Origin of the sequence: Humidesulfovibrio sp., from assembly GCF_031082295.1 — a bacterium.
GTDB lineage: Bacteria > Desulfobacterota > Desulfovibrionia > Desulfovibrionales > Desulfovibrionaceae > Humidesulfovibrio.
On record NZ_JAVHLD010000003.1, the window covers coordinates 122105 to 140503 of the forward strand.

The 18399-nt window shown below is 64.2% G+C and carries 17 protein-coding genes and 1 pseudogene; all 18 read right to left on the minus strand.

All coding sequences use genetic code 11. The annotated features are described in order from the left end of the window. Window positions 1–23: 23 nt before the first annotated feature. Window positions 24–1700: a B12-binding domain-containing radical SAM protein gene (locus RDU24_RS03025; protein WP_308734257.1), complete on the minus strand. Its 1677-nt coding sequence runs from the start codon at window positions 1698–1700 to the stop codon at window positions 24–26. A gap of 50 nt (window positions 1701–1750) precedes the next feature. After that, complete coding sequence (locus RDU24_RS03030; protein ID WP_308734258.1) at window positions 1751–3067, minus strand: aminotransferase class III-fold pyridoxal phosphate-dependent enzyme; 1317 nt, start codon at window positions 3065–3067, stop codon at window positions 1751–1753. A gap of 53 nt (window positions 3068–3120) precedes the next feature. Further along, the gene (locus RDU24_RS03035; protein WP_308734259.1) at window positions 3121–4548 is read right to left on the minus strand and encodes a B12-binding domain-containing radical SAM protein; all 1428 of its coding nucleotides are present in this window, start codon (window positions 4546–4548) and stop codon (window positions 3121–3123) included. A 28-nt stretch (window positions 4549–4576) separates the two neighbouring features. Then, window positions 4577–5218, minus strand: coding sequence for a formyltransferase family protein (locus RDU24_RS03040; protein WP_308734260.1), 642 nt, complete (start codon window positions 5216–5218; stop codon window positions 4577–4579). A 31-nt stretch (window positions 5219–5249) separates the two neighbouring features. Then, window positions 5250–6374, minus strand: a complete 1125-nt coding sequence (locus RDU24_RS03045; protein ID WP_308734261.1) for a DegT/DnrJ/EryC1/StrS family aminotransferase — start codon at window positions 6372–6374, stop codon at window positions 5250–5252. Then, complete coding sequence (locus RDU24_RS03050) at window positions 6367–6792, minus strand: hypothetical protein (RefSeq protein ID WP_308734262.1); 426 nt, start codon at window positions 6790–6792, stop codon at window positions 6367–6369. The genes RDU24_RS03045 and RDU24_RS03050 overlap by 8 nt, the downstream gene beginning before the upstream one ends. Further along, on the minus strand, window positions 6789–7982 hold the full coding sequence (locus RDU24_RS03055; RefSeq protein ID WP_308734263.1) for a glycosyltransferase: 1194 nt from the start codon (window positions 7980–7982) through the stop codon (window positions 6789–6791). Before RDU24_RS03055 ends, RDU24_RS03050 begins: the two co-directional genes overlap by 4 nt. Continuing rightward, the gene (locus RDU24_RS03060) at window positions 7979–8731 is read right to left on the minus strand and encodes a class I SAM-dependent DNA methyltransferase (protein ID WP_308734264.1); all 753 of its coding nucleotides are present in this window, start codon (window positions 8729–8731) and stop codon (window positions 7979–7981) included. The genes RDU24_RS03055 and RDU24_RS03060 overlap by 4 nt, the downstream gene beginning before the upstream one ends. Window positions 8732–8740: 9 nt before the next feature. Beyond that, window positions 8741–9694, minus strand: a complete 954-nt coding sequence (locus tag RDU24_RS03065) for an NAD-dependent epimerase/dehydratase family protein (protein WP_308734265.1) — start codon at window positions 9692–9694, stop codon at window positions 8741–8743. 7 nt (window positions 9695–9701) lie between these two features. Then, window positions 9702–10613, minus strand: coding sequence for a hypothetical protein (locus RDU24_RS03070; RefSeq protein ID WP_308734266.1), 912 nt, complete (start codon window positions 10611–10613; stop codon window positions 9702–9704). A gap of 85 nt (window positions 10614–10698) precedes the next feature. Beyond that, the gene (locus RDU24_RS03075; RefSeq protein WP_308734267.1) at window positions 10699–11013 is read right to left on the minus strand and encodes a hypothetical protein; all 315 of its coding nucleotides are present in this window, start codon (window positions 11011–11013) and stop codon (window positions 10699–10701) included. 247 nt (window positions 11014–11260) lie between these two features. Then, window positions 11261–11482 (minus strand): annotated as a pseudogene (locus RDU24_RS15940) (class I SAM-dependent methyltransferase); the annotation flags it as partial. Window positions 11483–11548: 66 nt separating this feature from the next. Then, entirely contained in the window at window positions 11549–12709 is a 1161-nt protein-coding gene (locus tag RDU24_RS03080) for a DegT/DnrJ/EryC1/StrS family aminotransferase (RefSeq protein WP_308734268.1), read from the minus strand. A gap of 62 nt (window positions 12710–12771) precedes the next feature. Next, window positions 12772–13761 (minus strand): UDP-N-acetylglucosamine 4,6-dehydratase (inverting), encoded by a 990-nt coding sequence (pseB, locus tag RDU24_RS03085; RefSeq protein WP_308734269.1) that lies wholly within the window; start codon window positions 13759–13761, stop codon window positions 12772–12774. Window positions 13762–14131: 370 nt separating this feature from the next. Beyond that, complete coding sequence (locus tag RDU24_RS03090) at window positions 14132–14824, minus strand: PIG-L deacetylase family protein (RefSeq protein ID WP_308734270.1); 693 nt, start codon at window positions 14822–14824, stop codon at window positions 14132–14134. Between the two features lie 90 nt (window positions 14825–14914). After that, entirely contained in the window at window positions 14915–16486 is a 1572-nt protein-coding gene (locus RDU24_RS03095; RefSeq protein WP_308734271.1) for a B12-binding domain-containing radical SAM protein, read from the minus strand. A gap of 2 nt (window positions 16487–16488) precedes the next feature. Continuing rightward, the gene (locus RDU24_RS03100) at window positions 16489–17316 is read right to left on the minus strand and encodes a methyltransferase domain-containing protein (protein ID WP_308734272.1); all 828 of its coding nucleotides are present in this window, start codon (window positions 17314–17316) and stop codon (window positions 16489–16491) included. Window positions 17317–17319: 3 nt separating this feature from the next. Then, entirely contained in the window at window positions 17320–18300 is a 981-nt protein-coding gene (locus RDU24_RS03105; RefSeq protein WP_308734273.1) for a glycosyltransferase family 2 protein, read from the minus strand. Window positions 18301–18399: the final 99 nt, after the last annotated feature.

Consider the following 18399-nt stretch of genomic DNA (forward strand, 5'->3'; position numbering starts at 1 on the left):
GCCCCTCTCCATCCTGGCCCGGCTCAGACCGTGAGCCCCAATTCCCGGGCCGAGGCCAGCCAAGTGGCGTCCTCCGCGCAGATGCGCCGGAAAGCGTCCGCGTGTTCCCGGCTCTTTTCCGCCTGGTCAAGGCTCGCGTAGCCTTGCGCCAGGCAGTAGTGCGCGATGGCGTGGTCGGGCTTGATGAAGGTCACCACGCCCTCGAAGTCGCGCACTGCGCGGGCCACATCACGGCCCTGCAGGTTCTTGTTGCGAACGAAGTTCAGCTCCAGATTGCGCTGGGTGATGTAGGCTGTCATCTCATGCAGGGTGATGCCGCTCAGCTCCTTGAGGTAGTCGTAATGTTTGCGTTGGGTTCCGGACATCTCATACACGTCGAGCTTGAACTCGTTGAGCAGGTACTTGGAGCTGAAGTCTGGAATGCGCTCCTGGATCTCCTTGAACAGCGGCGTGTTCGGCAGCGGGGTGAAGATGGAGAAGATGTACCAGTCAAGGGTCAGCTCCCTGGCCACCCGCGCTGTTTCCTCAATGTGCTCCCAGGTCTCGTAGGGGAAGCCGAAGATGAAGTTGCCCTTGACGTAGAGCTCCGGGTACCGGTTCAGCAGGGCCATCTTCTCGTAGAGTATTTCCACGGTCAGCTGCTTGCGGATCTTGCGCATGATCTCCGGGTGGCAAGCCTCAATGCCCACGCTGATGAGCCGGAGGCCCGAGTCGATCATCTTCCCCACCACCTCGTCGTCCAGGGTGATGAGCCGGATGCCGTTCAGCAGGTTCCACTTGATGTCGTACTTGCGAGCGGCCAGCTTCTCCGCGAACTCAATGACGCGGGCACGGTTGTAGGTGAAGTCATCGTCCAGGATCTCAAACTGCTTGATGCCGTAACGGTGGTAGGCCTCCTCGATCTCCGCCAGCATGGAATCGGCGCTGCGGAAGCGCACCTTGGCGCCGTTGAAGGCCTTGGACGTGCAGAACTTGCAGTTCCCGCCGCACCCGCGCGAGGTATACATGGTGTAGGTCGGCAGGTTCGGATCGCCGTAGTTGAACACTGAGCCAATGCGCCCGAAGGTATGATAGGTGTCGAAGGACGTGAGCTCCCAGGCCGGGAGAGGCAAAGTGTCCAGGTCCGTGGGATAGGCTGCATACTCGTTGCACACGATGGCCTCGCCATCGCGGTAGCACAGGCCGGAAACATCGCTGAGCAAGCGAGCTCCCTCAAGATGCTCGTAGAACTCCGCCATGGTACGGTCGCCCTCGTAGCGCACGATGTAGTCAATGCGCTTCACGTAGCGCATGATGTCCTCGTAGTACAAAGTGGCGTGGTTGCCCCCGGCGCAGATGACGACGTCGGGCATGACGGCGCGGATCTTCTCCGTGATGCCCAGCACATGCTCCGTGGACAGGCCGAAATTGAAGCTGATGTTCACCACGTCCGGCTTAAACTCTTGCAGCACCGGCACGAGCAGATCCTCGATGGGTCCGAGTTTCTGCCGCGATGCCAGCAGCCCCTTCACGACCTCGAAGTCGTAATCGAATATCCTGTTTTCAAGTTCTGCGGAAAAGAGCTGCCGCGTGCTCGCCGCCAGCAGGGCCGGAGCGATGGGAGGGTAAAGAGGGATGGCACGGCGCTTAGCGAAAGCGTAGTCGTAGTCCTCGGGATGGAACGTCGGCAGACTGACGAACAGGGCTCTTTTGATCTTCATTGATCCTCCCGTACGGACTTCTGGTACATGGCCCGCGTTGACTCGCTGGTTCACACGTCCCGCGCGGCCAACGCCGACAGTGGGCACTTGAGCAGCTGACGCGCGTCCTCCATCGACGAGACACCCGCAAGGAGATCAAAGACCTCCTTGTAGATGGAGAGCGTCCTGGCCACGGTTTGCTCGTCGTGGGCCAGGGACAAGAAATGGTATCCGCCGTTGAGCACACCGCGCCGGGCAGTTTCCTGCATCCACAGGGTTCGGTAGACATTGGCCTCGACCTCGCCCTGCCCCCGGAAGGCCAAAACATTGCGCCAGGCAAAGCCCTGCACCTCCGCAAAGGCCACGTTGCTCTCCGCAAGTATCTTCTGAACGCCCTCATAGAGCCGGGCGCCCACGGCCGAGATGCGCCCGGGGCAGTCCTCGGCCAGGTAGCGCTGGAGCACATGCCGGGCGGCCGCCAGGCTCACGGCCTCGCCCGCGTTGGTCAGGGTGAAATAAATCTTCTCGCAGGAACGCATTATCTCCCGCCGCCCGACCAGGGCGGATACGGGGAACCCGTTGCCCAGAGCCTTGCTGAAGCAGGCCAGGTCCGGGGTGACGCCATGCATCTTCTGTACGCTGCCGCTGGGGCAGCGGAAGCCGGTGATGACTTCGTCGAAAATCAGTAGGCAGCCGTTCTTGGCGCATAGTTTCTTGACCGCTCGCAGGTATTCCGCCCCCGGGTCCACCTTGTAGATGGCCTCCATTATCACACAGGCCACCTGGCCGTGGTGCAGGGCGAACTGCTCCTCCAGGGCGGGCAGGTCGTTGAAGGCGAAACGCACCGAGTTGGCCTTTTCGCATTCCGGAATGCCCCCGGACATGGAAGTCTTGGCCGCATACCAATTCTGCCAACCGTGATAGCCGCAGAACAAGATCACATCCCGACCAGTGACATAGCGCGCCAGCCGCACAGCCGCAGAGGTGACATCACTGCCGTTCTTACCGAAGCGCACCAGCTCCGCGCAGGGGATATACTCGCGCAAAAGCTCGGCCACCTCTATCTCCAGGCCGGTAGTCAGCGAGAAGGCGATGCCCTTGACCAGCTGGGCCTGGACGCTCGCAAGAAAGGCCCCGTCGCCATAGCCCAGGATATTGGACCCAAGTCCCAGGATGTAGTCGATGTAGCTATGCCCATCCACGTCCCAGACCAGCGGCCCCTGGCCGTGGTCCAGGCTGAAGGGCGTGATGCCGTAGGCGAACTGCCCCGGCCCCTTGCTGAAAGTGGACGGCCCGGCCAGCGCAGCCTCGGCCCGTTCGTAGCAGTCAAAGGAGTTCGGCATGTCACTGCCGAGGTAACTGTTCTTGATCTCGTCCTGCTGAGACATTGGCTTGCTCCCATTCCTTCGGCGTTGCCGCCCTTGCTGCGTCCCCGGAGCACCTAGTCGCGGTAGGCGATACGACCCTTGTCCTGACTATGGACGTAGCTGTAGACCATGGTGCGGAACTCGATGATATCCTCCACCTCCAGGGCGAAGGGCTTGATGAGCGGCGTCTTTGAGTACCAGTAGAAGTCCTCGCAGTAGTAGAGCTTGTCCTGCGGAACCTTGCGCGAGAAGCAGTTGTGCGCCACGCAGTAGTCATACAGCGGCGTGCCCGGAAATGGCGTGGCCACATGCAACGCCAAGTTCTTGAGCTCCAGGCGCTTAATCATCTCAAAGGTCTCGCCCAAGGTTTCGCGCGTTTCCTGGGGCATGCCCAGCACAAAGCAGCCGTTGATGCGCAGGTGTTCATACTTCTTGAAAATATCAAAGGCGCGGTAAATCTGCTCCGAGGTCAGCTTCTTGCCCATGGTCCGGCGAAGCGCGTCCGAACCGGTTTCCACTGCCACGGAGGCCCTGATCCAGCCAGCCCGGACGAGAGCATCCACCAGTTCCTCGTCCACGGTCTCCAGAAACATCCCGTGGGGCATGTCGAACTGGATGACGAGGTTGCGGCGCACGATTTCGTTGGCGATCTCCACAGCGCGCCGTTTGTTCATGGTGAAATTGTCGTCCATGATGGAAAAGTAGCTCTGCCCGTAGTCGCGGTAGAGGTGTTCGATTTCGTCCACCGTGTTCTTGGGCGAGCGCGGGCGGAAGCGGTTGCCGTGGACCATGAACAGCGAGCAGAACACGCAGCCGATGGGGCACGAGCGCGAAGTGATGAGGTGGTATGTCATGTCGAAGTCGAGGTTGCGCGGGTTCTGCCACTTGGACGTGTCGTAGCTGTAATCCTTCACGTTCACCATATCGTAGGCGGGGAAGGGCAGCGCGTCCAGATCCTCGATGAACTTCGCCTTCTTGTTCCCGACCACCTGGCCGGAAGCGTCACGGTAGACCAGTCCATCCACGTCGGCGAAGCTGCCCTTGCCCTCAAAGTAGGCTGCAAAGAATTCCACCAGGGAGGCCTCGGCCTCGCCCTTCATGATGTAGTCGAAGCAGGACATGTCCTGCATGATGTCCACCGCGAACATGGTGGGGTGGATGCCGCCGGTGATGATGGGCAGGCCAGGCATGGCTGCCTTGAGAAGCGTGGCCAGCTTCACCGCGGGCCGGAAACGGCCGCTGAAGTGCACGAACATGCAGACGAAATCTGGCGCCCAGGCGCTGAGCCTCTCGCTCAGGGAACCGGTGAAATAGGCCTCGAGATCAAAGGCCGTGCCGGCCCGCTCCATGAGGATTTCCTCATTGTGGACGTCGATGTAGCGCACCTCGTAGCCGTGCTGCCGCAGCGACGAAGCGATATACAGGGGCGCCAGCGGGATGTGGCTCTCCTCGAATTTCAGGAATTCCGGTCCGGGCGCATTCAGCAGAAGGATTCTCTTCATTGTGATGCCCCCGTTGTAATGCGGTCCGTCATTTGGCTTTCCTGATGGTCAGGATGTACTTGTGGCCGTTCAGCACGAAAAAGGATGGCCAGGCCTCATTGTTGCCGATGCGCAGCAGGTTGAACTGCTCGCGCAGGGTCTTGTCCACGCACAGCTCCGAATCCGCTGGGGTGCGCCGGGCATACCTGCTCGGTTCACCGGCCTGGGGGATGCGCTGCAACTCCGGATAACGCTCCAGAAAACCCTGCACAAGCTCGAAGGTGGCCGCCGCCTGCTTGGCGCGCATCTCATCATAAAGCTCACTGCCATCCAGACGCAGAACGCCCGTGGCCAGGATGTCCCCGGCGTCGGCCTCGGGCACGGCCTCGATAAGACAGAGCGGAATCTCCGACCGGCCCTCCAGCACTTGCCACTGCACCGGAGCAAAGCCCCGCCCCTCGGGCAGAGCGCTCTCATGCACCACAAGCGTCAACCCGTTGCGCTGCAAAAAGCTCTGCGGCACCAGCCGGGTGCAGCCCAGCAGAAACACCACCGCGCAGCCCTCCACCCGGTCCGGGTCTCGATGTTCCTCAAAGCTGTAGCGCCCGGCGAAACGCCCGGCAAAGGCCTCCCGCGGGAAGTGCTGCGCGAGCCAGTCGTTGGCCGGGTCGTACAAGAATCCTATGCGCATGTGCCCCCCCACTGTTCCGGCCCCACGGGCATCAGCCGCCCAGCACGGCGCGGCAGGCCTCGGCCACGCGCTGAAGTTCCGCCTCGCCCAGCCCCACGCTGCACGGAATGTAGAAGCCGCGCCGGGCGAGCATCTCCGCCACGGGCAGGTTTTGTCCGGCAAAGAGCCCCAGGCGGCGCAGCACCGGCTGCTCGTGCATGGGGAAGAAGAACGGGCGCGTGCCGATGCCCCGCTCCGCCAGCCCGGCCATGGCCGCAGGCGCGTCCAGCGGGTGCTCCGGCTCCAGAACCAGGCCGAACACCCAATAGGCGTTCTCGGCCGTATCTGTTTTTGCCACCGGCAGGCGCACTCCGGGCAAACCCGCCAGCAACTCTTGGTATCTGGCGCCCACGGCCCGCTTTTGCGCCAGAAATTCCTCCCGGCGCTCGAGCTGGGCCAAGCCCACCGCCGCCTGGAGGTTGGTCATGCGGAAGTTGGAGCCCAGTTCCTCATGCACGAAGCGCTGCTGCGGCTGGAAGCAGAGGTTGCGCAGGCTGCGGGCGCGCTCTGCCAGGGTCGGGTCGTCCGCCAGCACCATGCCGCCCTCGCCCGTGGTGATGAGCTTGTTCGGGTAGAAGCTGAAGCAGCTCATGTCGCCGAAGCTGCCGCAGGGACGCCCCTTGTAGGTCAGGCCATGGGCCTCGGCCGCGTCCTCGATGATGAAAAGCCCGCGCCGCCGCGCCAGGTCGAGCACCGGGTCCATGTCCACGGGCAGCCCGTAGGTATGCACCACCATGATGGCCCGGGTGCGGTCGGTCACCAGCGCCTCAAGGCTCGTGACGTCCATGTTCCAGGTGCGCGGGTCGCTCTCGGCCGCCACTGGCGTGGCCCCGGCGCGCAGGATGGCCCCGACGCAGGAAATGATGGTGAAGGACGGCAGGATGACCTCGTCGCCCGGCCCGAGGCCTAGGGCCTGCACGGCCACCTCCAGGGCGGCTGTGCCGTTGCAGACGGCCACGCCGCTGGCGCGGTCAACGCTCCGGGCGAAACCTTCCTCGAAGCGGCGCACAAAGGGCCCCTCCGAGGAGATCCAGCCCGTGTCGATGCACTCAGCCAGGTAGCGCTTCTCGTTGCCGTCAAGCCTCGGCGTGCTGACGGGGATGAAGCTCTCAGCCACCTTCACCCTCCCCTTCCGCCGGTTCGAAGCGGCGCTTCTCGTGTTCGCCCAGGTACGGCCCCTGCTTGACTTCAAAGATGTGCGCGGCCTCCAGCATGGTGAACCCGTGGCCTCCGCTTACCAGGCAGAGCACGTCGCCGGGCAGCATTTCCCGGCTGCACACCTTGGCGCCGTCCTCGTCGAAAAAGTCAGCACACACCCGGCCCCTGTGGAAGACGAGCACCTCCTGGGTGACGCTGACGCGCCGTTCAAGCGGAGCGTGGGCATGGGAGGGGATGACGAAACCTGCTGGCCGGATGATCTCGCCACACTGCAGGGCGCTGTCATCAGGCGTGAAGAAGCGGATGCCCTCGGGTCCCGGTTCGGGGCGGATGTGGATGGCGAGGATGGTCCCGTTGCTGACGATGTGCTCGATCATGCCGCTGCTCCACTCATGACCGCGCCGAAGACGCGCGCCTCGGTCATGGCCAGAATCGGTTCATAGACGCGCGAGAATTCGAAGGACGGGAACAGCTCCAGGCAGCGCTCGCGCAATTCGTCACGGCGCGCGGAAATATTGGCCAGGGCGCCTGGCAACTGGGCATAGTCCTTGATGGCCACGCCAAGCTTCTGGTCCGTGAGCAGTTCGCGCATGCCGGGCTTGTCGTCACCCACGCAGGGCACCCCGCAGCGCATGAAGTCGAAAAACTTCCCCGCCGAGGCCCCGGCATTGGCATGGTTCACGTCGCTCGGCTCGAAGAATACCAGGCCCACGTCCGCAGACTGGAACAGATCGAACTTTTCGTCCAACGCCACAATGCCCGTGGACAGGAACATGCTGTCGTTGCCACGCACGGCGTCTTCCACGTAACGCTTGAAGTCCGGGTCCGGTAGCCAGCCGTGGAAAACCAGGGCATATTCCTCGGGCCACAGGGGCTTGGTTTCGATGAAGCCCCGGATGCCGCCGAAGGGCAGCAGAGTGCCGATGGCCAGCACCACGCGCCGGTTCCCGATGGGAAAGCGCTCGTGAAAATAGCGTTTGTGCTCCGGCAGCACCGGGCCGATGGTGCTGTTGATGGAGACATGCACGCTCGCCGGGTCCACCTGGTTCAGCCGCGCCAGCAGGTCCGCGCGCAGCCGGTCCTGGCTGAGGCTGAACAGCGCGGCGGCGGTCAGGCGACGCTCCAGAGGCTTGTTCGGGTGGTCCGCGTCGTCGATCTCAAGCGAATGGTAGACGAAGGGGATGCGCCAACGCTCGGCCAAGGCCGCCGCGCGGGTCAAACCGCCGGGATCGAAACCGATGAGCCAGTCGTAGCGGTTTTCCTCCGCTCCGTAACGCTCCACAAAGCGCCAGTGCTCCCTGGGCAGGGGCGTGCCGTCGTCCAGGGTCGCGGGGGGAGCCTCGCCGCCCTGGGGGCACACGCGCAGCAACGCGCGAGGGTGGGGCATCTCGGGCAGGTTGATGCCCATACCCTCCATGTCCGCATTCTGATCCACAAACACGTCCACCTCGTAGCCTTGCGAGGCAAGATACTGGGCCGTCATCTGCGGCGCGGTGGAGATGCGCGCCCAGGGGTGGGCCAGCACCAGCCCGACACGGCGGAAGGGAGACCTGGCGGCGGGGCTCATGGCCGCCTCCGCAGCAGGGCGTAGGCATACCAGTCGTTCAGCCCCAGGTCGCGGTCCCGCATCCAGGGACGGCACTCCAGAGGCTCGAAGCCGACGGCCTCCGCCAGGGCCATGATTTCGGGCCAGAACAGGTAGCGCATGCGGTGCAGCTCCTCAAAGCATTCCGACTGGCCGCTGGCCTCGTCCTCCACCGTTATGGCGTAGCGTACGCTGACCACGTTGGCGCCGGCGTCCACCTCCGGCGTGGCGATGCGTTCGATGGCCGCGCCCTGGTATCTCAGGGAGCGCTCGCGCCGGGTGGGCGGGTCGCTCAACACGCCCGCGCCGTGCCAGAAATCGAACAGGAACAGTCCGCCGGCCTCCAGGTGCTCCGCAGCGGTGGCAAATACCTGGGAGAGGTCTTGATTTGTTGTTTGGTAGCTCACGACATGGAACAGGGACACCACGGCATCGAAGCGACGCTCCAGGCGCACGTTGCGCGCATCGCCCAGGCGGAACCGCACCGCCTGACCAGCGGGTTTGCGGGCCGAGGCTTCGGCGATCATGCGCGACGAGATGTCGACCCCCACGACCTCGGCGCCCCGGGCCGCAAACTCCAGGCAATGCCTGCCCGTGCCGCAGCCAAGATCGAGGAGCGAAACCGGCTCGCGGCCGTGGGCGGCAAGGCGCGAGAGGACGAAGGCTGCCTCGGAGGCATAGTCCTTGCCCTGGTAGAAGGCGTCGTAATATCTGGCATAAGCGTCGAACACCGGGCGCCCCTAAGTTCTGACGTTGGCCCCGGCCAGCCAGGCCAGGGTCCGTTCCACGCCCTCGCGTGCGTCCACACGGGGATGCCAATCAAGCTCGCTGGTGACCCGGCGGTTGTCGGCCACGGCGTAATCCGGCGCGGCGGAAATGCTGCCCACGGCCCCGAAGCGCAGCAGCTCCGGACGGCCCAGCTGCTCCCCGGCCATGGTCACCACGTCGCGCACCCGCAGACCGATGCCCGTGCCGATGTTGAAGTCGCGCCCCCTGGCCTGGGCGCGCAAGGCTGTGGCCAATACCGCCTCCACTGCGTCCTCGACGAACAGGAAATCGCGCACCTGCTCGCCGCTGGTGAGCCGGGCCTCACGGCCCTGGGTGAGCTGGCCGTAGACGTATGGCAGCAGCCGCTGCGGGGCCTCGAAGGGACCGAAGATGCCGAACAGCCGAGCCACGGTCCAAGCGTTGGGGATGTTCATGGAGCGAAGGCCCAGCACTGCAGCCGCCTTGGTCCAGCCGTAAAGGTTGGTGGGCAGGGGCAGGGTCTCCTCGGAAATGGGGTCGGGCTTGCTGGAGTACTCGGAGAAGGAGCTGGCGAAGACCATGAGCCCACCGCGCCTGGACAGGGCCTGGGCCAGCTCCAGCGTGGCGGTGACGTTCACCGCGGTGATGGCGCGCGGATCGTTGGCCTCAGGACGCCCGGGCATGACGGCCGCCAGATGGAACACCAGGTCGTAGCCCTTGTCCTCCACTAGGCTCATGGGATTCTGCATAAGGTCCCAGGTAACGATGTTCAGCCCCGGGCGACCCATAAAGGATCCCAGGCGTTTGAGCGGTCCGCCACCGCTGACCAACGCGTCCACACCAACACCGCCGTCCAGCAGGGCCTTGATCAGGTTGGCGCCCACGAAGCCATCGGCCCCTGTGACGAGAATTCTTGCGCCCGAAAGGGCGCTTGCTAACCGTTGCATCGCTCTCCTAGGAGACCTGGGTGAACTCCGGGGCAACCTCGCGGATCAGCGCCAGGGCGCTGGTCAAGGCTGCCGTAAAGGGGCCGTAAATCAAACGGCGCACTTCGGGAGTGATTGTGTAAACGGGATCGGAAACCGCGCGGTAGCCTCCTCCCCCAAGCAACGTATACTGGTGAAAATGATAGAGGCGCAAGGGCACCCGGCCTGCAAGCCAGACCGCGCCGCCGCGTTCCACGGGGGCGTAGCGATCGATGTTCCAGGGCGCCACGTCGATGCCCTCGTCCTGGCAGTCCGCCACGCCGCTGAACCGCTCGGGGAAATGCTCCAGGTACTTCTGGTCGCCCAACTTGCCGTCCTCGGGCTGGTAGAAGCACCATTCCAGGCAGCGTTCGGCCCACCAGGCCAGGGCCTCCCGGGCGGCCGAGGTGTTGCGCACGCCCACCATGCCCGCGTTGTAGCGACCGGCGATGGGCTCCAGATACATGAGCCGCTCCGGAAAGCGGTGGGGAAAAAGCAGCACTTCCGCCTCGGCCAGTTGCGCCCACAGCGGGTCCAGGTCGGCGAAGGGGAACAAATCCGCGTCCAAGTACACGGCCTCGGCCACGTCGGGGTTCTGAGCCAACACGTGGAGCAGGAACCGGGGCTTTGCGGTCCAGCAGTATTCGGCCTGGGTGCGCCCGGCCTTGCAGGCCAAAAGCGGCGCGTCCTCGAAATCGTCCACAAGCGTGGGCCGAACGCCCGGCAGGGCCAACTTGTTCAAGATGCCCAGGATCACGCTGTCCATGCACAGCACGTGGCAGCCCCCCCCCGCGGGCTCCAGAGCGCGCAGGGCCGACTGCTGGGCCAGCAGGTGCGCCACGTAGGCCTGGGAGCAGACGCTGACATAGTGGCGGACGGGTCTCGGGCTGTTCGTGTCCATATGTTCCTTGCACTACTTCGTTGACAGGTATCAGGAACCTTCTGCCTTCAAACGGCAGCAATATTCATACCAGCTGCCGGACGTCTCATGGCTGCCCCGCCAGGGGTCGCACCCCCTCCATGAACAGGGAGTCTGGCTTGCGCACGCGCCCATCCAGCGTCACATCCAGGTGGTGGCGGGCAAAGTCCGGTATGGCCGACTCGTGCGCCGCGCACACGCATACCCCGGCAAAACCCGCCGCGCCGAGCAGCCGCCCCAGGCTCAGGCGGTCGTACATCCAGTGGTGCACCTCGCCGCCGCGGCGGAAGCGGCCGATGGCCAGCAGGTCGGACTCGTCGCGTGTGCTGCCCGGAGGCGCGGGAGGCTGTGGCGGAATCTCGCCCCGGCGCAAACGCTCCAAAAAAACCGGTGAGCTCTCCGCCCACGCGCTCCACCACGAAGGATTCCGCAGGCAGGGGCACCTGCTCCCAGTGCTTGCGCATCTGCCCACCGGAGACCTCGCGCACGGTCTGGTCAAATAGCTCCAACATCATCCAATCGTACTCGGCCTCGGCCTGGGCGTCGCCCAGGAGGGCCCTGTCCAGGCTCCGCAGGTACAGCCGCACGATGGCCTCCAGGTCCGGCACCACGAACCGGGCGATGCCGCCGGGCCTAAGAACGCGCAAGCATTCCGCCACCAGGGCCGGGGCCTCGGCCTTGGGCAGGTGTTCCAGCACGTGGGAGCAATACACCGCGTCGAACACGGCCGAGTCAAAGGGCAGGCCCTGGCTGACGTCGCAGGCCAGCACCCCGGCGGCGCCAGGGTTCAGGTCAAGGTTGACCCAGCCCTCGCGGGCGTTGTCTCCGCAGCCAACGTTGAGCAGTTCCATGAGTCGTCCACTCCTCTGCGCCACGGGGAATCGACCAGCCCCCCCCCGCGGCGGGCCGGCCAGGCCTCACGGCATGAGCGCCCTGTCCAGCTGTTCCACCACCCGGGCCACGTCCGCCGTGGACAACCCCGGGAACATGGGCAGGGAAAAAATGTCCTCATAAGCGCGCTCGGCCACGGGGCACAGCCCCTCCGAGGTCTTGAAACGCTGGCGGTAGTAGGGGTGCAGGTGGACGGGCACGTAGTGCACGTTCACACCGATGCCAGCATCCAGCAACCGCCGGTAGACGGTTTCCTTGTCTAACCCCGCTGCGGCGAAATCCACGCGCACCACATAGAGGTGATAGGCGTGCAGCGTCTCCGGGCGGACCTCCAGGGGGCGTACCAGGGAATGCCCGGCAAAGGCCTTGTCGTAGGCGAGCGCCACTTCGCGCCGGTCCGCCAGAAATTCATCCAGCCGCGAAAGCTGCGACAACCCAAGGGCGCACTGGAAGTCTGTCAGGCGGTAGTTCAGTCCGAGGTCCGTGACGGCGTAGCGCCAGGTCTTGGCCTCGGCCCGGTTGTGCAGATCCGCATCGATGCCGTGGTTGCGGAAGCGGCGCATGACAGCCGCCAGATCAGGATCATGCAATGTAGCCATGCCGCCTTCGCCGCTGGTGATGTGCTTGGCCGGATGAAAGCTGAACAGGGTGATGTCCGCAAGCGAACCGACCTTGCGGCCCGCGTCCTCGGCCCCAAGAGCGTGGCAGGCATCAGCCAGCAGCATGATGCCGCACGCGCGGGTGAGCTCGCGCAGTTGGTCGTAGTGGCTGGGCTGTCCGGCGTAATCCACGGTGATGACGGCCCTGGTGGCGGGCGTCAGGGCGCGCTCCACGCAGGCCGGGTCAAGAAGCAGGGTGCCAGGTAGCACATCCGCAAACACCGGGACGCCACCGGCGTGGAGAACGGTGCTGGCCGTGGCCACAAAGGTCAGGGGCGGAACGATGACCTCGTCGCCGGGGCCAAGATTCAAGGCGCTCAAGGCGCAGTGCAGGGCAGCGGTGCCGCTGCTGACGGCCACAGCCTCCGCCGAGCCCACTCGGTCGCCCACAGCGCGCTCGAACTGCGCCACAGCGGGGCCTGTGGTCAGCCAGCCGGAGCGCAGGACCTGGGCCACGGCCTCGATGTCACGCTCGTCAACATCGTGGCGGGCGTAGGGGATCATCTTGCCGGGCAGGGGCTTGTCCACCGTAATACTCCTCCGCGTGACGCCAACTCGGACTCCCGTGCGCAACAGCCGTGCAGCGCCGCCTACAACCCTTCAGGATCAAGGTTGGCGATGGCCTCGCGCAATTCCTCCACGCTGAGGACCCAGGGATTCGTCTTGGAATTGTACTCAAAGTCAAGGGATACCGGAGCTCCGGGGGGAGAGGCGTCCGGGCTGCGCCAAGTGGAGAAGGGGGAGAGCACCATGTAACAGTCGTCACATTCCAGGGTGTTCCGGTTCTCATCACTCATGATGAGGGCCTCATGAATTTTCTCTCCAGGCCGCACCCCGATGATCCGCATCTCGCACTCCGGCGCGATGGCCTTGACCAGATCGCCGATGCGGGTGCTGGGCAATTTCGGCACAAAGATCTCCCCCCCGCCCATGCGCGCAAAGGCTTTCAGCACAAAGGCCACGGAGTCCTCCAGCGTGATCCAAAAACGCGTCATGTCCGGGTCCGTCACCGGCAGCACGCCAGTTTCCCGGCGGCTGAGGAACAGAGGGATGACGCTGCCCCGGCTCCCCATGACGTTGCCGTAGCGGACCACAGAAAAACGCGTGTCCGAGGAATAGACATTGCCCGCGACCATGAGCTTGTCCGAGCAGAGTTTGGTGGCGCCGTAAAGGTTCACCGGCGACACGGCCTTGTCCGTGCTCAAGGCCACGACCCGTTTCACGCCCTGGTCGGTGGCGGCCTCAATGACATTGGCCGCGCCCATGATGTTGGTCCGCACGGCCTCGATGGGATTGTACTCCGCTGCGGGCACCTGCTTGATCGCCGCCGCGTGGATCACGTAATCCACCCCATTAAAGGCGCGGTGCAAGCGATCCTTGTCGCGCACGTCCCCCAGAAAATAGCGCAAGTTCGGATGTTTCTCCGTGGAGAAGCGCTTGGCCATCTCAAACTGCTTGAACTCATCCCGGCTGAAGACAATGACTTTTCGCGGCTTGTACTGGGTAAGCAGGGCCTGGGTGCAGGCCTTGCCGAAAGAACCGGTTCCCCCAGTAATCAAAATCACTTTGTCATTAAACATTCTGAGTCCCTCGGGTGGTGAGAACGTGCATTGACATGAGAAGAATTTTCCCCGCCAAGTGTGGTCAACGCATCACATGCATATTTCGCGCTAACCCCTGAACAAGCGCTCCCTGGCTTTCTCCCGGCTCTGGGGTCCCGCTGGAGAACCGGAGGGGCGACCACGTCTTCTCGCGGAGCAATTTGCGGTGATCGTGCAAAAATTGTGGGGCAAAAGCAAGACAACATTCACTCACCGAATGGACAGTCGGCGTCAGGTGGCCGACCGGACACGCCACCACGACTTCGTCGGCCAGGGGCCGAGACCGTCGGCAGGAGGGCGATCGAGACCTTGGGGGAGCAATATCGAGCAGGGCCAGAAGGGCTTTGACTTAGCCCTTGCTTTGTCCAAGCAACCGCCGCACCAGCATGAAGGCTTCCGCAGCCTCAAGCCCGGACACGCTCCCCCAGGACTCGGCACGGGCGCGCAGGGCTCTGGCTGAGCGCGGATGCGGATACTCCCTGGCCTCGGTATCGTAGCAGGACATGGCCGCGAGCTTGTCGTCCAGGGTCTGCGCAACGTCCACGAAGACGTTCGGGGTGAAGGGCTGGGCAGTGCCAAAGGCCCATTCAGTGGAGGAGGGGGTTTCAAAGGCCCAGAGTTCCGCCACTCCCCTGCCGGACATGGGGCGCGTGGCAGTGAGCACGGCCCGGTGGGTCAGGGCGTGGTCCAGATTCAAATCTCCGATGTGGTGCGTCAGGATGAGTTGCGGGTCAAAGGCCTCCACCTGAGCCTCGACGGTCTGCACCAGGGCCAGCAGGGGCACGGTGTCCAGGCGGTTGTCGGGCAGCCCGCAAAGCACCGGCCCAGGTGCGCCAAGGCGCTCGCAAGCCCTGCGGCAGTTGTCCTGCAACTCTTTCCTGGTCTCGGAGGGAGCATCCGGATCTCTGGCGGTGAGTCCTTCAGAGAGAACTAGGACCCTGGCCTCGCTGCCCTCGGACGTAAACCGACGCAGAGTGGCTCCACAGCCCAGGGTTTCGTCATCGGGGTGCGCCACAACGACTAGAATGCGTTTGTGTTCCATCGCTCTTCCTCCCATGCCCAGAAATGTTGTGCATTCACCCTGCGCCGCCGCCCTCCGGTCCAAGTCGCGCCAGGTTCAGCCGGTCTTGGCTCATGCACTCCCGTTTTCGTCGCGCGAGATGAACCCCTGGACCTTGCGGAACTGCTCCGTGAACTTGTCCTCATAACAGTCCAGCAATTCACCGTCGCCGAGGCGAGCGCGGAAGAGTTCCACGAGTTCCGGGTAGCGGCCGATGATCGCGCCCAGCGCGGCATTGCGCCGGGCAAAGTCCTCGCGTGCGCCGGGCACCATGTCCGGATGCCGCGCAGGAACGAAATCTTCGGGAAGCGTGTCAACGAATGCCAGCAGTACGTCCGACACCTTTCGGTCCTGCCGCTGGGCTACAGCAAGCAGCGCGTCGCGCAGGGCCGTGTTGAAAAAGAACACCGCCACCCAGAAGGAGAGCTTGCGCGCCGACTCCATGTCCTCTCCTGAGAAGGTGGCGCAAGAGTCCACCACGAAGCTGTCCGGACCGCGCAGCTTGAAACCATAGCTCTCGGCGTTTTTATGGAACTCCGAGCCTGGCAACACAAGCAGAGGGTTGGTCAATATGCGCCTGACGGTCCCCAGGGAGAGCGCGTAATCCATGGAGGCCTTGAATCCGGCGTAGTCGTCACCCGGCAGTCCATAAATGAGGTCCATGGTGATGCGCTCGCCGAAGCGGTCCGCCGCCTTGGCGAAGTTGGCCTCGAAAATTCCGCGCCGGAACTTTCGGCCGATGTTCTCAAGAGCTGCGGGGTTCACGGTCTGCAGGCCGAAGTTGATCTCCATGGCAGGCAGACGTTCGATGCACTCCAAGATGGGATCGCTCAGGTGCTCGGCGTTGAACTCGAAGCGCACGTCCAGCCCAGGCCTGCGCGCGATAATGAACTCCAGGATAGCCAGGGCCCGCTCCTGGTCCAGCAGGATGTCCGAATCGCAGAAGTAGATGGAGGTGATGGACTCGTGCCGGAGAATGGCCTCAAGCTCGGCCAGGACGCTGGCCAGGGGCGATAGCCGAAGCTTGCGCGAGCCGCCCCAGCAGCAGTAGCGGCAGCCGAAGGGGCAACCGCGCGAAGCCTGGAACGAGATCCAGCTCAAGCCGGGATGCCGGTCCAGCATGTCGCCGTACATCAATGGCAGAGTGGACAGGTCCAGGGCCGCAGGCGGCGGGTTCTGGAACAGGGGGGTGGTTATGCCCGGCACCGTGTGCAGCGGAATCTCGCCGCAAAAGGCTCGCAGCAACTCTACGAACACCAACTCACCCTCGCCGGTGACAATGAGCTCCACATTTGGCATGCGCTCAAGAAGCTGCCGCTCAATGCTCGTCACCTGCGGTCCGCCCAGCATGACGCGGCCTTGCAGCAGAGGCACGAGTTCCAGGATGAGCGAGTAATTCCAGATGTAGACGCTCAGACCGATGACATCCGCCCCCTGGTCGTTCAGCTCGGCCGCGATATCCCGCGCGCTGTGGCGGAACAGCGAATACTCGCGGGTATCGACGGCCACAGGGAGGGCGTAGTCAAACTGTTCCGCGTAGGCCTTCAGCACCTGTGGCGCCAGAGAGAGGGTGTTGGTGTCGTAGATTCCCGCCAACAGGACCTTCACGCTTGCGCCCGCAGAGGCCTTGCCCGATCCCGTCATGCTCAGGCCCCCTTCACCAGGCGCAGGCAGGCCACGGCCCGCGCCGCCGGGGCCAAGTCCGCGTCCACGGGCGCAGCGGCCAGGTCATAGCCGCCGGGGTTCAGGAAACAATCGATAGCCCAGCGGGCGTAGCGCGCCTCGGCGCAGGCGGCCTCGTCGGACAGTTGCCAGCCGTCCAGGCCATAGCGATAGAACGTCTTCTCCACCTCGGCCGGGCCAAAGCTCTCGACGAGCTCCGCCAGCAGCGTAGAATCGAACTGCTGGGCCAGGACCAAGTTCTCGTAGCGACCGAAAGGCAGCGTCAGCAGCAGCTCACCGCCGGGGGCCAGTACGCGCTTCAGCTCCGTCAGAGCCCGCTTATACTCGTCCCGCAAGCCGCTCTGGCGGTGCGCCTCGCCCGCGTAGACGCTGTTGTCGAAGCCCACATGCTCCAGGGTGGAAATGCAGGCGATGCGCGTGTAAAAGCCGTCACGCATGGGGATGTCGCGCAGGTCGGCGAAGATGTAGGAAATGCCAGCCTGCCAGGCGCAGTGGCCCTCGGGAGCCAGGGTCAGGATGTGCATGCCCTTGCCTGCGAACACCGGAAGCTCCAGCAACCACGGGTGGTTCAGGGCCGAGCCGGCGTCAAGCAGGCGCTCCGGGCCGGACTTCAGGCGCGAGAGCATCCAGGGGTATTCGATGCAGCGCTCGTCCAGGCCCGCGCCATGGCCCGCAGGCAGGGGCCGCCGGACGGCGAAATCAGCCAGCACGGCCGGGTCGCGGATGATCCGGCACAGCACGTCCTGGCGACGTTCGATGTATTCCTTGGTCCAGGGGCGGGGCATGCTCATGGGTTATTCCTTGGAAAGTACGGCAAAATGGTCCATATCCAGAGCCTCGATCACCTGCGGATCACGGCGTAACATCCAATAAACATAGGCCACGCGGCAGCGCCCCTCTTCGGCTCGGCAGCCCAGGTCGATACGCTCGCGGTCAACACCTTCCGGCGTCAGGGCGGCCCGCAGCCAGCTCCCGCCGAAGTCGCGCACGATGCCAAGCGCCTCGGCGCACAGCGCGCCCAGGGTGCGCCGGCGGCCCCGCCATTTCTGAAACATGAGGCAACCGCCAAGGTGCCAGGCCCACTTGCGCAGATAGGCCGGAGTCATGCGCCCCTTATGAATCCGGTGGTTTACTTCTGCCTCGGGCGAGTAGCCAATGCACCCGCCAGCCGTGGCGATGTCCGCGAACAGGCCGGACTCGCCGTCCCCCACGGTTTTCCCCCCGTACATTTCGGGGTGGAATCCGGTCCACGAAAACACCTTGGAGCGGATGGCCATGTTGCAACTGAAAAACCACACATCAGGCCCGGTGAAGAATTCAGGCCCCTGGTCCATGAGGGCGTATGGCCCGAAGTACCAAGTGCCGGAGATGTAGTCGAGAAGCCAGGGCTCTGGCGGGGCTTCCCACAATGGCACCACGCGCCCGCCGGACACGAGCATGTCCGGATTCTCCTGAAAGCGCCGCCGGTACTCGGCGAGCCATCCCGGAGCGGGGCTCACGTCGTCATCCGTGAAGACAAGAAGCTCGGCCCTCGCGTTCAGGACGCCATGATTGCGCGCGCCGCTGCTGCCCCCGTACGGATGGCTCAGACAGCGCACGGAGAAGGGGGAACGCTTGGCGAAGGACTCCGCAGCGACCTGCGTCTCCGGGTCGGCGGCGTTGTCCACCACCAACACCTCGAAGTCGCCGAACGTCTGTTGCCGCAGGCTCTCAAGGGTTTCCACGAGAGATTGCGGCCGCTTGTAGGTCGGGATGATGACCGAGATTTCTGGCATATGCGTTCCGCTCCGGCCGATGCTGATCCGGGTCCGTCCAGACCCATCGAGAACAGAATTGCAATCTTCGCGCCGCAAGGCCCTGTTCGCCAGCTCCAG

Bases quoted from the DNA above. Each gene is read 5' to 3' on its own strand.
- RDU24_RS03025 (WP_308734257.1), bottom strand. From the start codon at position 1,700: ATGAAGATCAAAAGAGCCCTGTTCGTCAGTCTGCCGACGTTCCATCCC.
- RDU24_RS03030 (WP_308734258.1), bottom strand. From the start codon at position 3,067: ATGTCTCAGCAGGACGAGATCAAGAACAGTTACCTCGGCAGTGACATG.
- RDU24_RS03035 (WP_308734259.1), bottom strand. From the start codon at position 4,548: ATGAAGAGAATCCTTCTGCTGAATGCGCCCGGACCGGAATTCCTGAAA.
- RDU24_RS03040 (WP_308734260.1), bottom strand. From the start codon at position 5,218: ATGCGCATAGGATTCTTGTACGACCCGGCCAACGACTGGCTCGCGCAG.
- RDU24_RS03050 (WP_308734262.1), bottom strand. From the start codon at position 6,792: ATGATCGAGCACATCGTCAGCAACGGGACCATCCTCGCCATCCACATC.
- RDU24_RS03055 (WP_308734263.1), bottom strand. From the start codon at position 7,982: ATGAGCCCCGCCGCCAGGTCTCCCTTCCGCCGTGTCGGGCTGGTGCTG.
- RDU24_RS03065 (WP_308734265.1), bottom strand. From the start codon at position 9,694: ATGCAACGGTTAGCAAGCGCCCTTTCGGGCGCAAGAATTCTCGTCACA.
- RDU24_RS03070 (WP_308734266.1), bottom strand. From the start codon at position 10,613: ATGGACACGAACAGCCCGAGACCCGTCCGCCACTATGTCAGCGTCTGC.
- pseB (WP_308734269.1), bottom strand. From the start codon at position 13,761: ATGTTTAATGACAAAGTGATTTTGATTACTGGGGGAACCGGTTCTTTC.
- RDU24_RS03090 (WP_308734270.1), bottom strand. From the start codon at position 14,824: ATGGAACACAAACGCATTCTAGTCGTTGTGGCGCACCCCGATGACGAA.
- RDU24_RS03095 (WP_308734271.1), bottom strand. From the start codon at position 16,486: ATGACGGGATCGGGCAAGGCCTCTGCGGGCGCAAGCGTGAAGGTCCTG.
- RDU24_RS03100 (WP_308734272.1), bottom strand. From the start codon at position 17,316: ATGAGCATGCCCCGCCCCTGGACCAAGGAATACATCGAACGTCGCCAG.
- RDU24_RS03105 (WP_308734273.1), bottom strand. From the start codon at position 18,300: ATGCCAGAAATCTCGGTCATCATCCCGACCTACAAGCGGCCGCAATCT.